Origin of the sequence: Rhizobium sp. BK060, from assembly GCF_014193145.1 — a bacterium.
In the GTDB taxonomy this organism is placed as follows: Bacteria; Pseudomonadota; Alphaproteobacteria; order Rhizobiales; family Rhizobiaceae; genus Rhizobium.
Map to the genome: position 1 here is coordinate 264,069 of NZ_JACHYW010000005.1, position 16,431 is coordinate 280,499.

10 protein-coding genes are annotated in these 16,431 nt (G+C 54.6%); 7 read left to right on the top strand and 3 right to left on the bottom strand.

The annotated features are described in order from the left end of the window. Positions 1-48: 48 nt before the first annotated feature. Entirely contained in the window at positions 49-3,819 is a 3,771-nt protein-coding gene (locus FHT71_RS08135; protein ID WP_183719407.1) for a FecR domain-containing protein, read from the top strand. Further along, a complete protein-coding gene (locus FHT71_RS08140; protein WP_183719408.1) occupies positions 3,819-5,804 on the top strand; it encodes an adenylate/guanylate cyclase domain-containing protein in 1,986 nt (661 codons plus the stop codon). Before FHT71_RS08135 ends, FHT71_RS08140 begins: the two co-directional genes overlap by 1 nt. 346 nt (positions 5,805-6,150) lie before the next feature. On the opposite strand, the gene FHT71_RS08145 is transcribed toward FHT71_RS08140, so the two are convergent. Then, a complete protein-coding gene (locus FHT71_RS08145; protein ID WP_183719410.1) occupies positions 6,151-7,077 on the bottom strand; it encodes a class I SAM-dependent methyltransferase in 927 nt (308 codons plus the stop codon). 379 nt (positions 7,078-7,456) lie between these two features. Here FHT71_RS08145 and FHT71_RS08150 point away from each other — a divergent pair, with 379 nt between their 5' ends. The 5 genes from FHT71_RS08150 to FHT71_RS08170 all read left to right on the top strand — a co-directional run bounded on the left by FHT71_RS08150 (position 7,457) and on the right by FHT71_RS08170 (position 12,758). Beyond that, entirely contained in the window at positions 7,457-8,569 is a 1,113-nt protein-coding gene (locus tag FHT71_RS08150; RefSeq protein ID WP_183719430.1) for a glycosyltransferase family 4 protein, read from the top strand. A gap of 197 nt (positions 8,570-8,766) precedes the next feature. Further along, a complete protein-coding gene (locus FHT71_RS08155; RefSeq protein WP_183719412.1) occupies positions 8,767-9,786 on the top strand; it encodes a glycosyltransferase family 2 protein in 1,020 nt (339 codons plus the stop codon). 4 nt (positions 9,787-9,790) lie between these two features. Next, positions 9,791-10,414, top strand: coding sequence for a methyltransferase domain-containing protein (locus tag FHT71_RS08160; RefSeq protein ID WP_183719414.1), 624 nt, complete (start codon positions 9,791-9,793; stop codon positions 10,412-10,414). A gap of 73 nt (positions 10,415-10,487) precedes the next feature. Beyond that, positions 10,488-11,366 carry a hypothetical protein gene (locus FHT71_RS08165; protein ID WP_210294099.1) on the top strand — a complete coding sequence of 293 codons (879 nt, stop codon included), beginning with the start codon at positions 10,488-10,490 and terminating at the stop codon, positions 11,364-11,366. Positions 11,367-11,696: 330 nt separating this feature from the next. Then, positions 11,697-12,758 (top strand): class I SAM-dependent methyltransferase, encoded by a 1,062-nt coding sequence (locus tag FHT71_RS08170; RefSeq protein WP_183719418.1) that lies wholly within the window; start codon positions 11,697-11,699, stop codon positions 12,756-12,758. Positions 12,759-12,926: 168 nt separating this feature from the next. On the opposite strand, the gene FHT71_RS08175 is transcribed toward FHT71_RS08170, so the two are convergent. Together FHT71_RS08175 and FHT71_RS08180 are read right to left on the bottom strand one after the other, a co-directional pair. Further along, complete coding sequence (locus FHT71_RS08175; protein ID WP_183719420.1) at positions 12,927-14,984, bottom strand: hypothetical protein; 2,058 nt, start codon at positions 14,982-14,984, stop codon at positions 12,927-12,929. Between the two features lie 396 nt (positions 14,985-15,380). Continuing rightward, on the bottom strand, positions 15,381-16,431 hold a 1,051-nt coding region (locus tag FHT71_RS08180), incomplete at its 5' end, for an IS66 family transposase (RefSeq protein WP_246717974.1).

Consider the following 16,431-nt stretch of genomic DNA (forward strand, 5'->3'; position numbering starts at 1 on the left):
CTGATGTCCACTTGACTTTTCAAGTATAGGTAGACAAATCCTTGCGATATGAGGGGTAGATTTGCGAGATACGCGTGCGGGGGCACGGCGATCGTGGTGGCCGCGTTGTGCCTGGCGCAGCCGGCCGTGGCGGAGCCTCTTCGGCGCACTGCGCGGGCTGCAGGCTCGGTCATTGACCGCAAGGCGGGCGAAGAAGTCCGCTTCATCGATCTTTCCAGCTGGCAGAACGTCGCCCTGCATCAAGACCTGCTTGGCGGCGACGTGCTTCGCACCAATGCCAATGGTCAGCTGGCGATCTTGTTTGCAGACCACACGCAGGTTCGCCTGGGCCGCAATTCCGCGCTGCAGGTGAAACAGATGGCTGCCGATGGCGAGACGGTTCTCAATCTGCAATCCGGCACGATGTGGGCACGCGCGCAGCGCGGCGGTCAGGGACTGACAGTGGAGACGCCGGCAGCAGCCGCCGCCATTCGCGGGACCGACTGGACGCTGACGGTCAAGGGCGACCAGACCTCGCTGATTGTGCTCGAGGGGCGGGTCGAGCTCAAGAACGAGCATGGCAGTGTCGAGGTCGCACAGGGGGAAGGGGCGGTCGCGACGATTGGGCAGGCACCGCGCAAGCTGGTCATCGTTGCCCCTGACGATCGCCAGCAGATGCTGTTTTATCTGACACTGCGCAGCGGCTTTACGTTCATGCCCGCTTCGCCGCTGCCGATGCAAAAAATGCGATCCGAACGCAGCCGCATCGAAGCCAAGGCACCGGAAGCAAGAACGTCAGAGGACTGGCTGACACTTGCCGAAGTGCAGATGTCGTTCGATGGGCGTCAGCAAGCGCTCAAGTCGTTGGCGAGAGCTCGGGCACTCAAGCTCTCAGCCAGCCAACGCGCCCGCGCCGATCTGATCGAAGCCCTGATCGCGGGCGCAGAAAAACGCTACGACGATGCGGCAAAACTGTTTTCGCGGGCTGAGCCGGCACTCGATCCTGCGCGCCGCAGCATTGCCGCCTATGGAGGCTACTATTCGCGCTCGCTACGCGATCCCGATCATGTGGAGAAGCCGCCAGCGACCATTATCGGTCCCTACGCAGCGGTGATGAAGGCCTATACCGCCGGCTTCCTCGAGGACATTCCCGCCGCCATCAAAATCATGAAAGAGGCGGAAGCGCGTTATCCGAGCGATTCGTCGCTGCCGGCTCTGCGCGCACAGCTTGCCATCTTGATCAACGACCAGGTCCAGATGCGCGAGGCGATCGAGCGTTCGCTTTCGATCGATCCCACGGATCCTGATGGGTTGCAGGCCCGTGCTCGCGTGCGCGCCGACTTCGAGGGAAACCTCGACGGCGCACTTGAAGACCTGAACAACGCCATCAAAGTGGCGCCGGGCTCGTCGATGGCATGGAACGATCTCGGTCTGCTTCAGGATGCCCGGGGGGCGAGCCGTGAGGCGGAGGCTGCCCTCAAGAAGGCGATTGAACTCGATCCGGACGATCCGATCAGCCACGCCAATCTTGCCATCCTTTATCTTGATCAATCACGCATGAAGGAAGCAAGACGCGAGATCGACCTGGCATTGGCCGCCGATCCAGCCTTTGACGTCGCCCTTCTTGCCCGTGGACGTTACTATCTCCAATCGGGCGAACGGGACAAGGCGATCGAGGACCTTCTCGCCGCATCGACGGCCAATCCGGGCTATTCGCAAGCGCAGCTCATGCTGGCGGCAGGCCATTATGAACGAGGCGATCGGGATCCTTCCAATCAGGCTGTCGAGAATGCCGATCGACTGGACAAGAACGATCCCGTCATCTCGGCATTTCGAACCGCAGTTGCCATTGATGACTACGACGCTGATGGAGCGATCGCAAACGCCCAGGAGTTTTTAAGGCGGGCACGCGCTCGCGGGGGAGATTTCAGTGCACTCGGTGCCAACCAGGATGCCGGCTCTACGCTCAACAACGCCTTTCGTCTGCAGGGGCTCGATGCCTGGGGGCGATATTATGGCGATGCGGTTTTTGATCCGTTCGAAGGCAGCGGCTTTGTGGATCAGGCGCTTAAGGGCAGTATTAATCCGTTCAAGAATGCAATCACCTTCGGCGACAGCGTGATCGAAAACACGAGCAATGCAACGAGCTTTTCGTCGCTTTTTCAAGGACTGCTGCTCGACCCGCACATGTTGTCAGGCCGGTCGAGATCGGCCACGTTGCTGCGCACACCGTTTATTGAAGGCTCTGTTGGCGGCGGCGTAAATAGCGTCGGCGGTCACACGGGACGCATTGGTGAGGCCGAGGTCCAGGGCTTTGCCAACCAGACGATACCGATCAGCTTCCTCGGCAATTTCGAGTGGGAGGAAATACCCGCTGAGGGAAGCTATCCCAACTCTGGCAGTTTTTCGACCGAGACCAAACTGCTGAACGCCAACGGATACCTCACGGCCACTCTCACGCCAGAGGATCGGGTGGTCGCGTTCGTCAACCGGACCCGCAGCGATTTTGACCTGAATTCGTTGACGCTCGATCCATCGCCTTCGATCCGGCTTAACGCCGAGCTCTTCATCCCTCTCTTCGGGGTGCCGCTAGCACCGCCGGAATTGCCGCTCTATCGCAGTCAGCACAACAGTCTGGATAACCTCAACAGCGGCATAGGCTGGAGCCACACCTTCGGCTACCGAAATATCGTGAACGCGGCGCTTCTTTATTCAGACGTGAACTCGGAGAGCACGAGTGACTTCGAATTCGATCAATCACCGATATTCGGGGCCACCACTCCAGACCTGCTGCCGTTTGGACAAACGCGGCAAAGCCTGTCCTCCAAGAGTTACGTTGCCGCCGTCAGCCACAGCCTGGGCGCGGACGACGGCCTGACTTGGCGATACGGTATCGAGGCAGGATGGATTGATACTCACAGCAGCACCTTCAACGAGCTTTACGAGCTGGTCCCGGTGTTTGTGCCCGATATCACGGACGGCCCGAACGAAGCGTCCAGTCGAACAAATCTGACCCGTGCTTACGTAGACCTGCTGCACGAGATTACGCCAAACCTGACGGCAGAATATGCCCTGCATGCCACGCGGCTGGATGGAGATGGTGTTGACGTCAGTCGTCTGGAGCCACGATTGGGTGTCGCTTGGGCTCCGGTCGAGAATCAGTGGCTGCGCGCTGCGTTCATGCGCCAGAGCGTCGAAACAGGCGTACCGACACTTGCCCCGATCGGCATTGTCGGACTGCAGCCAAATCAGATTGCCGTCGGGATCGATGGCTATGTCGATACCGTGGCCTTGCAATGGGATTCCCAATGGACCGATAAGTTCTTCACGTCCATGAGCTATCAGCACCAGGAATTGCATGATCTGACGATCGGGCTGCCGCTGACGGCGCTGCCCGCGATTGATAGCCTACCCCTGGACAGGGGGAGCATTGATCGGGCAAGCATCACGGCAAATTTTGCGCTGGGGAATGGGTTCGGTCTTTCAGCAACATACGCCCGCATGGAATCGGAAAACAAGGATGAAACAAGCGCCAACTTTGGCGGGGCACTTCCGTTCATCCCGCGCAACTCAGGCCAAGTCGCGCTCACTTGGGTCAATGAAGCAAAGGTGAAAGCGACAATCGCCGCCAATTATATCGGCAAACGAGACGGCGACGACATCGGGACAGAGCTTGATGACTTTTGGACGCTTGATGCCAACATGATTTGGGAACCGTTCGACAAGCGTTTTGCTCTTGAAGTGGCAGCGTTCAACCTGCTCGACGAGGATTTTGAAATAACCCCGGGCGTTCCTGGCTGGGGTCGTGCCGTAAAGGGCACTTTCAAAGTTCGATTCTGATGAACAAGGCCCCGACCCCTGGTCAATCTAGAGAATCTCTCGGCTGGCCATTCAGCAGCCGGAGCCTACGACTGCTTGTCCTCATTCTGGTGACCCTCATCGGAATCTCCCTGCTTTCGCGCCTGCCGGCGTGGCCGCTGCTGGAGCTGAAGTCCTTCGACTATTTGTCGACGGTCGACGACCTGCCGCCGCCGGAGGATGGGCCGGTCATTGTCGCGATCGACGAGCCTTCCCTTGCGGCAATCAATGCGCAGTGGCCTTGGCCGCGCAGCCTGCATGCCGAATTGATCCGACAACTACGAGCAGCCGGCGCAAAGGTGATCGGCCTCGATATCATCATGGCGGAGCCCTCGTCAGTCGAAAACGATGCGGCGATCACTGCTGCAGTGGGCCCGGATGTGATACTTGCCGGCGACGAGACGCTCATCCAGACCCCGCAAGCCGATCAGCTGGTGAGAGCGACCCCACTGCCTCAACTGACGGCAGCCGGTGCTCGCACGGGCATAGCCTCGATCGAGCTTGGTGGGGACGGCGTCTTCCGGACGATTCCCCCTTACGAAGACGGCTTTGCCGTCACGCTTCTGCGGGCTGCCGGCAATGATGTTGACACGATCCCGTCGAACTCAATGATCCAGACATTCGGCCCGGCGCGTAGCTATCCAACCGTCTCCTACTATCAGGCCCTCGACCCGAAGAACTTCCTTCCTGAGGGCACTTTCAAGGATCGCATTGTCCTGGTCGGTCTCAGCCTCCAGAATGCGCCGGAGATAGACAAGGGGGGCGCTGACGCCTTTGCCACACCGTACACCATGCATACGGGCAAGCTTACCGCTGGCGTCGAAATCCAGGCAACGATCTATGATAATCTTCGCCAGCGGATGTCTATCACCCGCACGGGCGGCGTGCCTTTTGTCGGCTTCGTCCTGCTTGCGGCCGCGCTGGCTGCAGCAACTGTTTGGAAATCCACCGGTTGGCTGACACTATTAGCAACTGTCGTCGCGATCTGCGCATTCGCGCTGCTCTCCTATGCGGGTCTACGCTTCGACCATTTTTTCGTATCTCCGTTAGGGCCGACCGTCGCTTTTGTGTCCGTCGCCTTCGGACAAGCGGCTTTCGATTTTGCGGAGGAGCGCAGGAACAAGCAACGCATTACCCGAGCGTTTTCGCAGTACATTTCGCCCGATCTCGTCAAAAAGCTCTCTGACGATCCGTCGCAACTGAAGCTCGGCGGAGAAAGACGAACGCTGTCGGTCCTCTTCTCCGACGTCCGTGGCTTCACGACGATTGCCGAAACGATGAAGGACGATCCGGAAAGGCTGACGGGCTTGATCAACCGACTGCTGACGCCGCTCTCCGATATCGTCATGGATCACGGAGGTACGATCGACAAATACATGGGCGACTGCATCATGGCATTTTGGAACGCTCCGCTCGATGACCCCAAGCACGCGCTCCATGCTGTTCAAGCATCGCTTGCAATGCAGACCGCTATTGGAAAGCTTAACAAGGAGCTTGAATCAGAAGCCAAAGCAAGCGGCGCACCTCTGCATGTGCTGAAGATGGGCGTTGGCATCAACACGGGTGAATGTGTCGTCGGCAACATGGGGTCGAACCGGCGCTTCGATTATTCGTGTCTCGGCGACTCGGTCAATCTCGCCTCACGGCTTGAAGGAGCATCGAAGAACTACGGGGTGGCTATTCTGCTCGGGGAGGAGACCGCGCGGCTTGTCCACGGGCGTTACACTGTGGTCGAGCTTGACCGTATTGTCGTAAAGGGCAGAACGGTACCGTCGCCTGTCTTTACAATCATCGAAAGCGCCCGACCGGAAGATCTCGAAATGCACGCTGCATTTCTCCTGGGGAAATATGATAGAACGTTAACGCCCCTCGATCCCGTCTTCGACAGACTGGAGACTGCCATTCCAACTCTCCGGCTATATTACTCGATCATTCGAAGCGAACTTGCTCGTTCGACCGAGGAGTAGCCTGGCGTCAATGAGGTGGTCGCTCGGCGCGCATCAGCGTCTCAGTCACCGATTGAGTCACCGATTGAACTAAACCACGACAAGCGGAACCATTGATCAAAACTGATCAGAACCCCTTCAAGGTACATGGCGCAATGATCATGCTACTCGTCAATAGATATCGAAAGTCAGACCTCTCGATGTTCAATAAATAGTCGCGTCCGGCGCCCTCGTGGGTGATAACAGTACACCAGTATCCGGGCTCGAAGCCTCACTTCAACTAAGAAGGCGTCCCCAATTCTAACGATAATTCACCGCGTTGGCTCAGGATCCAACGTGGCATCAAGCAAGCGCCGCTGCTCCTAAATTAGGATTGCCGGCTTATCACCAGCAGTATTGAGGTTGACACGAACCCACCAATATCCAATTTCACATGGTGACGCCCGCTGGAGTAGTAAGGTGGCCTGTCATAGTCTCGGTCAAATTCTGCGTGGCCGACGTCGAATTTCAGCTCGTGCAAGGTCGCGCACCGATTGCGCAAGCGCCTCTCCAATTGACGCAAGTCAGTCTCTCTGTAGAGAACGTTGTCCCCAGCTTCAATTGTGTTTTCCCGCGAAGATACATTAAATTCTGTGGTGTGGACCGCGACGCCTCCGGGCTTCAACAAGTCCGTCGCCCGTTCTACAAACGTCAAGCCGGCTTCCAGAGAACCTAAGTGCTCCAACGAACATGAACTCCAAACGAAGTCAAAGCTGCGCTCGGGGAGCACGGATAGATCACGCATGTCAACCGACTGAAAGCGTACCTTACTTCTAAAGCTATCAAGGTCGATTAGATTAGGCCAAAAGATTTGATCGACCGATGCCACCTGTTGTCCTGTTGCCGCCCACATATCTGTGTGCGCAGGCTGTAGATCGGTGGCTAAAATTTCAGCCCCGGTTGTAGCAAATAAGGATGCTAACGGCTCATACCCAACGGCAAATCCGCAACCACGCTTACCTGGTTGGAGTTGCCCTCGCTCATCGAGAACCTGAGCAATAGCACACCATTCCCACATCTTGCGGTGGCGATAGCGAGGAGATTTTCCCTCAAATTGCATCGCCTCCCATACTTTGGCGAACGTCTTGGCAAAATCATCACCAAAACGGTAAAGATCGGGGTCGCCATTCGCGATGCGCAATGCCCATCGCCGATACCAGCTACTATCGAAATGTTCCGCCTTGCAGACGAACGATGGGAGCGTGCGTGAGTCTTTTTTCGCCCAGAACTGACTAAAGAACTGCTGAATTGCCATGACTGTTTCAAACCTCGAATGCCAGACACGCTAATTAAACGTTGCGATTCTGGAAACAATAAAATTCTCTGCGCTGACCGAGCTTGGTTTAGCAGAGCCTGGAATTTTCTGAGACTGGGTTAGGTCCGCGTAGGTAGCGATTGGCCATTCATGCGCGCAATAGATGCCGGACTTTGGCAACCTTACCTGTTTAAGATCATTTCTTGTGCTTGCATCGGGGGCTACTATTTTCCATGTCTTTGTTTATATGGGGCTCCGACCGCAGCCATCTCATGCCTCCTATGCCCCGGGGAGGCTAGCAAGCTGACGGCTGCTTTGACATGGAAAGATCTGGGCAGAGCGAAGACCGGCGACCTACATGACCCGGCATTGGAGTGAGATGCGGGTTTTACATTTCTTCAAGACCTACTGGCCTGATTCTTTTGGCGGGGTCGAGCGGACGATACATGCAATCGCCAAAGGAACTGCCGAGTACGGCATTCAATCGGACGTGCTCTCGCTGAGCAAGACGCCGCAGCAGAACAGTCGAGAGTTTGACGGGCACTCGGCTTACAAGGCCAAGCTTGACTTTGAATTCGCTTCAACAGGCTTTTCGCGTGAGGTCTTCGGAAAATTTAGAGAACTCAGCGAAAAGGCTGACATTGTGCACTATCACTTTCCGTGGCCGGTTATGGACATTGTTCACCTCACCTCGCGGCTAAAAAAGCCGACGGTCGTGACCTATCATTCAGATATCGTGAAGCAGCGGGTGCTACTGCAACTCTATAAACCGCTTATGCATCACTTTCTGGCAAGTGTTGACAGGATTGTGGCCACGTCTCCGAACTATGTGGCGACCAGCGAAGTACTGCAACACCATAAAGCCAAGACGACAGTCATCCCGCTTGGACTTGACGAGCGAGACTATCCACGCGCGTCGGAGACCGTGAAGGCACGTTGGCGAGAGCGATTTCCACAACCGTTTTTCCTCTTTGTGGGCGTTTTACGCTACTACAAGGGTGTCCACATACTCTTGGAGGCGGCAAGGCAGACTAAGCTTGATATCGTGCTTATTGGGGAGGGGCCTATGGAGGCGCAGTTGAGGGCCTATGCCAGGGAGCGCAGCCTGGAAAACGTCCATTTTCTTGGGGCATTGCAGGATGCAGACAAATCCGCGCTTCTCGAGCTCAGCAGAGGCTTCGTCTTTCCCTCCCACTTGCGTTCGGAAGCGTTTGGTTTGTCGTTGGTTGAAGCGGCTATGTTCAGAAAGCCGATGGTCAGCTGCGAGATTGGAACCGGCACGACCTTTGTGAACCAGAATGAGAAAACTGGTCTCGTCGTCAACGCGAATGATGCGAACTCGCTGAGCGAGGCGATGCTGCTGCTTCATACGGATGAAGCAAGGGCTCGCGCTTTCGGAATCAATGCACGTGCGCGCTACGAAAAGTACTTTACCGCGGAGCGGATGTGCCGTTCCTACGCAGATCTCTATGAGGTGTTGCCTGCAAAGTGATCTTGCCGCCGCCGAATGCAATCTGGACTGCGGCCTAATACTGCGAAAATGCTGCAGCTGACATGTAAGCGCTAGCTATCCTGTTCAAGAACCCAAACGAAAGGTTGCGATCGGTTTCAAATTGCCGTAGCCGAAGTTGTTCGCCAGTAGCAGTCTGTTCGGTCTTGTCTGCGAGACGATCTTAAAAGAGAGAGACTATGCCTAAGCTGATTATTCAAATTCCGTGTCTGAACGAGGAGGAGACCCTTCCAATTACTCTCGGGGACCTTCCACGATCTGTGCCGGGCTTTGACGTTGTCGAGTGGCTCATAATTGATGACGGATCAACAGATCGCACCGTGGAGATAGCAAGAGCTCATGGCGTCGACCACATTGTGTCACTTCCGCATAACCATGGTCTCGCGCGTGCCTTCATGGCGGGGTTGGAAGCTGCCCTCAAGCTCGGCGCTGATGTCATCGTCAATACCGATGCCGACAATCAGTACGACGCTTCTTGCATTCCCGATTTGGTGCGCCCCATCGTGGAGCGCAAGGCTCAGATTGTGATTGGCGCGCGTCCGATCACTGAAATTGAACATTTCTCTCCGATTAAGAAATTTCTCCAACTATTCGGAAGTTGGGTTGTCAAAGTCGCGAGCGACACGGTGATAGCCGACGCGCCTAGCGGATTTCGGGCCATCCATCGGGATGCTGCGATCAGGCTGAATGTGTTCAGCCCCTATACTTACACGCTTGAGACGATCATTCAGGCTGGTCGCAAGGACATTCCGATCATGTCGGTGCCCATCAGAGTGAATGGCTATTTGCGGCCCTCAAGGCTCGTGAAAAGCATTTCTAGTTATGTCTGGCGCTCAATCGTAACGGTTATACGGATATTTATCGTCTACTGCCCGATGCGCTTCTTTGCTCTATGCTCGGCCGTTACAGCTGCGCCCGGTTTGCTGATGATCGGACGTTTTTTTTACCACTACATGATTGGGATTGGTGAGGGGAACGTTCAGTCGCTCGTTCTCTCCGGCGCGTTACTTGCTTTGTCAGGTATCTTTTTGATGAGTGGCTTTCTGGCCGAGCTAATCTCCGTGAATCGGATACTGCTTGAGGAAATCAGAGTGAGACAGCTCCAGAAAGAGCTCGATCCGCGCGATTCTGGGGTAGTATTTCGAAACGTCAACAAAGATGTGGCAATAACACCAAATCAAATGAAAACGGCGGGTTAAAGTGATGACTGAGGCGTCAGTAGTCTACAAGAACATTCCGGGCAACTACTACGACAAATATCATACGAGGAATCCGATTGCCCGCTATCTCATGAATGGTTTTTTGCAGAGTTTTGACGAGCTCACCGAAATCGCCGGCACGCGCCGTGCATATGAGGTTGGCTGCGGTGAGGGCAATCTTTCGCTGCGGCTTCACGATCGTGGCTGGGATGTGCGGGGCAGCGATCTCGAGAGGGTGAGTGTCGATGAGGCGAACGCGCAATGCGCGGAACGCGGAATTGAAGCGAAATTTGACGTGCGGTCTTTATTCGATCTGACGCCCGAGCAGGCGTCGACTGAGCTTGTCGTATGTTGCGAGGTTCTGGAGCATGTTCCGGAAACTGAACGTGCTTTGTCCGTCTTGCGGTCGCTAGCTAAGCCTTATCTTATTATCAGTGTTCCCCGAGAGCCAATCTGGCGCGTTCTGAATCTGGCGCGCGGTAAATACTTTAAAGCATTCGGAAATACGCCGGGGCACATTCAGCATTGGTCATCCAGCAGCTTCATCAAGCTACTTGAGAAAACAATGAATGTCGTAGAGGTGCGAAGGCCGCTTCCTTGGACGATGGTTCTTTGTCGTTGTGAATAGTCTGAAGACGGCCGTAAATTCCTGGTGGCCCGGTGGAGGCCGGGCGCTTCGTGCTGCCGGTCTGTTGACCGGCATGGGAGCGCTTGTATTTGTTGGAAACGCTCTTTACCATTCGTTAAGGGATCTTCGCGGGCAGGTCGCATCGCCTGACTTCTTAGTGGCGGTTGCGGTCTGCGCGATACTATATGCAGTTGCTCTGCAACTGGTCGGGCTGGCATGGTATCGATTGCTGGCCGCAGCGGGTGATGTTCCGTTGGGAATCGGACAAGCACTTGCGATTTTCGGCAGAACCCAGATCTACAAATATTTTCCCAGCAATATCTTGCATATGGTCGGACGTTTCGCCGCTGCAAAGAAGGCAGGCGCCTCGAATGCGGCATTGGCATTTGCTCAAGTCGGGGAAGTGGCGATCATCGCATCCGCGGCAGGTACGGTCGCTGCGACCTTCTCCGCTCCGGTAATGAGCAAGGCGCTTGCTCGATTCGGTATAGATTCTACTCAATTCGCGACTGCATCGACTGGTATAGCCTTGCTTGTTGCGGCCATCATCATTTTCTTCACGTTACGCCTTAAGGCAATGGATGTCGGTCTCCGCGCAACGGTGGTCGCCATCGAAGCCTTTTTTCTTTACGCTCTTTTTTTTGCCGGAAACGGGCTCATCCTTCTCACTTTGGCTTACAGCACCGGTTCCATTTCGCTCGACGTTTGGGACCTGATGGGTATCGGAGCAGCCGCGTGGCTGATCGGGTTCGTGGTGCCAGGCGCTCCAGGAGGGCTGGGTGTGAGGGAGGCGGTCATGATAATGGGCCTAAATCTTGCGGGGCACCCTGTGTCGTCAGCCACAGTCATCGCGCTGGGGCATCGCTTAGTGACGATACTTGGAGACGCGATTGTTGCTTTGTGCGAATTGGTAATACGCAATCTACGCTCTGCTTACGGAGTGAAAGAATAAGGGCTCCCTCCGGTAAGTATTTTATGAAAATAAAAACGCTTCAGTGGTTTGTCGAGTGAAGCCCTAACGTTTCCGTGGTCTCCTTTTCGCCAAGGCCCAGTACCGTTTTTAGCTGCTTCCCCAAGCATCGTGAGCGGTTGGTTTTGGGCGTTTATTTGTAAAAGAAGCGATCTTAAGCAGTCACGAAGTGAAGATGTGACGAGGCGTCGAGCGGCGGAGCTTGATTGGATCAGTCAGAGATAGTGGTCTCCGGATTGTGATGGAAGTCGAGATCGTGTATGGCTTCGACAGAAGTCTTGGAGCTGGAAGCCGAAGGGATTTAGCCGCTAAATGTTCGCACGGATAAGAGCCAAAACAGCCAAAAAGACCTTCACTCGTGAAGAACTGCTGGCATCTTACCAAGAATTATTGCGACGGAAGCCGGCGGATGAAGCGGACGTGCAGGCGCACCTTGCAGCCCATCTGACAGAGGCGGATTTTCGAGCATCGATCATGAAATCGCCGGAATACATCGCTCTACAAGCGCCTTACCCCGGCAGGAAAATCCAGCTATCTGAACTTGACGCCGAGATGAACCGCATCGATGAATTGGCGCAGTCGGACACGTTCAATGACCTCAAAGAAACCAATTCATTTTGGGTCGATCTTCCAGCAATTAGTGCCGATCCATCATCCCACGTCTACATGGACTGGGTTATGGAGACATACCGATCAATAGCGAACCAAGACTACGCCACCAAGAACGAGGCTTCCACCTTCCTTAACCAGGATCTTGCCTCGGTCCCATTTCCCTACGCGACCAGAGATCCGCATGTCGTTGGCGAACAGTTGATGGCGATTGGACATGTGATCCAGTCAATGAAGTTAGCATCAGGTTCCAGGATCCTTGAAATGGGATTCGGCTGGGGCAATACCTCGCTCCAATTGGCGCGAATGGGCTATGACGTCTCAGGAATCGATATTGAGAAAAAATTCGTCGACATGGTCAATCTCCAGGCGAAAATGCTCAACGTCCCGATCCGCCCAAAACAAGGGACTTTCTTTGACATTGAGACTTTGGACGAAAAATTCGACGCCGTGCTGTTCTTTGAATCCTTCCATCACTGCGCCGATCATGTGCGTCTACTGAAGAGCATCCCAGCAGTTTTGAAAGTCGGGGGGAAACTGGTTCTCGCAGGAGAAGCAATAAATAACGCCCTCCCGTACCCATGGGGAATCAATCCGGGCGGCCAAGCAGTCTATTGCATACGCAAATACGGATGGCTGGAATTGTGTTTTCGCGAGAACTATTTGCTGGACCTTCTCGACGGATTGGGATGGGATGTTGTTAAACACAACTTCCCTCAGTCGGCGACGGGTATTACTTATATCGCTACCCTCCGAGCGTCCTAAAGCTCAGGCTAGGCTGGCGAATGCCGATATCTCTGACGGCGGAACTCTCTCAGGAGTATAAAGTCGATCACTTCGACGGGTGCGATCTACTGGTTTTGAATAGATCAATAGGTTAGCACCGACGATCGCGATCGAGCGATTTAACTAAAATAATGGACACCACTGGCTTCATTCATCAGACGTTTTTTGCAGCTTGATACTTTCTAGCATAATACCAAGCTTTCTGGTATCGGCGGCTCCGAATTCGGATGGCGATAGAAGCGGTGAGACATGGAACTTGATGTCTATTACTCCGTTCCGGATAAGTTCAGAGGGGACCTCGATTTTGTCCGACCGAGGTGATGCTGGTCCGCGAAGTTTACGAGAAGCCAACAGTCTATCATTGACTGTTATCTCAAATTCGCTTGTATCGCTTTCGCGAGGAAGAAAGGGCGTGTAATTTATTCGCAGAAACACGGCGGATTGGTCTATCTCCTCTCTATTGATGAGGCCAACCGTAGCATTCTCGGCCGTCGACCAGATGCCCTGAGGTTCCAGGGTCGACCATCCGCGGCTATACATCGCCAGTGGATCTATCCCGTCTATTTGAAATTTGACAGTTCCATCAATCGGAATGCGAACATCTTTTACCGCAACTCCCCCGGCTCGATAGTCTTTCACCAATCGCGCTGTACCGGCAGTTGTCGACATCGCCGATACCAAGCTTCCGCTTTGGCAGTTGAACTTCGGGAACCTGAACGAAGATAGATCGACGATGTCGCTCTCCACTGTACTGCCATATGCGCAGCCGATTTGGACATAAGCCAAGCGATCAAAAGGTATGTTGATCTGCCTCCCCAATGGATTGAAATATTCGACCGCAATGGAGCAATCTGCTCCGCTGCAGTTTTCTTTGGTGTTCAGAGAGGCGATGTGTTGATCTGTTAGACGCGGGAACCCGAAAAAATACGGAAGCACCTGAAGCCCGATTATCGATATAAATGCTACAGCCGCGACCAAGGCAGTCTTCTCCCTTGTCGAGAGATAATCTCGCGCCAACAGGTGTAGTAGGCATACGAGTAGCGCCAATGTCGGGAAGAACATTTCCCGCATAAAGCCGAACTGCAACTGAAAGCTTCCGCCCATGATATAGGCTGCGTAGCCGACGGGCACGCCGACTGCTACCCCTAGGCCAATTAGCAACACTGGGTCAGTAAAGACATGCTTGGCGAGACTTGGCCGCCGTCCAAGGAGCCCGAGTCCGGCAATAAGCGCTGCCGCATAAAACGGGATCTGAAGAATAAACGGAAGCCTCCAGTTGCTAAAGCCAATGTCCTCAGCCGATACAAGCATAGTTGACTTTTTATAATCAACGGCTTCGCAATAAGAATAGTAGCAAGGATCGATAAAGAACTGGACCAGTTTTACAGGTATATCCTGCAGTCGAAGCACCGAACCGCCGAATGCTTCGTGAGACATTCCTCCACCAGTTCCATCCGCAGAATACTGTCGGAACACGCTCAATTCGCCCAGTTCAAGCGAATGGCTGACATAGGCAAGCCCAAATCCGATTACAGCTGCGCCGAGTAGTAGTCCGACCTTTGGGGCCAACAACTCTCTTGTATGAGTGGCAAGCCAAATCGCAAAGTATAGCGCGATCATGATTCCAATACTGTACAACTCGAACATTCTGACAGTGGCGATAAGCCCTAGCAGCGCGCCCAATATAAACGCACAAAGTATGCTAAGCCTGAAACTAAGAGCTACCAGGAATGTTGAACCCAATGCACCGAGTAGGAAGTGCGACCACGGGACCGTAGAGGCATAGAGGAATGGTGTGGAAAAAACGAAAGTCAGAAAGAGGATGAATGTACCTGCGACCTGCATTCGCGAGGATCGCTTTAGAATACCCAGAACGAACACTGGAAAAGTTATCCCCAGCACGATGGATAGCTTGTTAAGAATCACTAATGCGCCAACAGAATCCAAACCAACCAAGTTCTTGATCGCCTGGACGAACGCAATATAGGTGGGCCCCATATACTGGTATTTTAGCGCCTCTCCCGTTCGCCCCGCATCCACATCATCCAAAATTCTCATATAGAGCGATTGGTCCGCCCACCCGCGAACTACGTCATAAACCCGTCCAAAGTCCGGAAACAGGAGACAAATTAAGATCAGCGACAGGAAAGTGACACTCGGAAGGTGGGCGCGTAGCTTCAGTCCGGAATGAAAGTCGGTGTTCAACTCAGGTATCCTCATATTCCTTTGGACCTATAGAGCAACACCTCGCTAAACTGCAATGGCACAACAAATCCATTCTTGTGGAAGCATAACACCCAACCCATATTGTCGTTCATGTGGCCTGCCGCAGCGGCTACCAGCAACGATGCCGTGGTCGCAGTGTTTGGCATATGCTCGGGGTTTGTTGCAAACGTGCGCGAACATTCTAGTAATGACGCAATTGGCGTCCAACTAGAATATTTGTCGGAAACGATGACAAGGTCACGCACCAGCGGCCTCGCTCTTTGCAATATTTCGTTTTTAAGTTTGCCCGGTCGCTTGTTAGTAAGCGCGATTTTCGATGCGCATTGACGACGGCAAGACCGATGAACGTGCGCGCATTGGTAGCGAGATCCGGCTCTATCCGGCCGCAGTAGTCTTGGAGAAGTTGAACGGCAGCAGGTCGCCGATTTCGGCCGCTTCGCCCCGCTGCGGCAACTCTGTGAGCACGTGGCGCAGCCAGGCGAGCGGGTCGACGCCGCAGGCGCGGCAAGTCAGCATGAGACTGTAGATCACGGCGCTGGCCCTGGCTCCGTCAGCGGTATCGCTGAACAGCCACGATTTTCTTCCGGTGGCAAAAACTCTGATCTCGCGTTCCAAGATGTTGTTATCGATCGGCATCGTGCCGTCGCTGGTGTAACGCGTCAGGTAATCCCATTGGTTCAGGGTGTAGGACACGGCTTCGCCGAGCTTTGTATCCGGCACGACCTTTGGCGCGATATTGTCGAGCCACACCTTTAGAGCATTCAGAACAGGCAGGCTGTGCTGTTGGCGGAAACGGCGAATGCAGTCAGCCGTCGTCTCCCCGGCATCTGGGGTTTTGTCTCTTGCCTGCTTTTCGATGCGGTAGAGCTGCTCGAAGAACCGGAGCGCCTGTTCCGGCGGTCCGCCTCCATTCTTCCTGGTTTTGAGGGCCTCGACGAAGCGCCGCCGGGAATGCGCCATGCATCCGACATGGGTTGCGCCATTCAATGTGCGCCAGGCTGTATAGCCATCAGTGACGAGTATGCCTTGGTAGTCACCAAGGAAGGTCTGCGGGTGGATCTGACCGCGGCCGGGCTGGTAGTCGAGAAGCACGATCGGCTCGTCACTATCCTCGCTGCTGCGATAGGCCCACATGTACGACGTGCTGGTGGCTTCCTTGTCCTTTTCCTTGAGGACTTGGACCGTCGTCTCATCGCCATGAATGAGAGGCTGCGATCGCAACCGCAGTTTCAGGGCATCATAGATGCGGTGCAGATGCTTCTCGCTTGAGCCGATCACCCAGTGAGCGAGAGCGCCGCGGCTGATCGGAACACCGGCCCGCTCGAATGTCTGTGAGCGCGACGAACAGCCCACCTTTTCTTTTGTGATGGGGGCCGTGAGATAAGCTCCTTCATCGATAGGAGCGGAACGGAATGGTTGGAGATCG

Bases quoted from the DNA above. Each gene is read 5' to 3' on its own strand.
- FHT71_RS08135 (WP_183719407.1), top strand. From the start codon at position 49: ATGAGGGGTAGATTTGCGAGATACGCGTGCGGGGGCACGGCGATCGTG.
- FHT71_RS08140 (WP_183719408.1), top strand. From the start codon at position 3,819: ATGAACAAGGCCCCGACCCCTGGTCAATCTAGAGAATCTCTCGGCTGG.
- FHT71_RS08145 (WP_183719410.1), bottom strand. From the start codon at position 7,077: ATGGCAATTCAGCAGTTCTTTAGTCAGTTCTGGGCGAAAAAAGACTCA.
- FHT71_RS08150 (WP_183719430.1), top strand. From the start codon at position 7,457: ATGCGGGTTTTACATTTCTTCAAGACCTACTGGCCTGATTCTTTTGGC.
- FHT71_RS08155 (WP_183719412.1), top strand. From the start codon at position 8,767: ATGCCTAAGCTGATTATTCAAATTCCGTGTCTGAACGAGGAGGAGACC.
- FHT71_RS08160 (WP_183719414.1), top strand. From the start codon at position 9,791: ATGACTGAGGCGTCAGTAGTCTACAAGAACATTCCGGGCAACTACTAC.
- FHT71_RS08165 (WP_210294099.1), top strand. From the start codon at position 10,488: ATGGGAGCGCTTGTATTTGTTGGAAACGCTCTTTACCATTCGTTAAGG.
- FHT71_RS08170 (WP_183719418.1), top strand. From the start codon at position 11,697: ATGTTCGCACGGATAAGAGCCAAAACAGCCAAAAAGACCTTCACTCGT.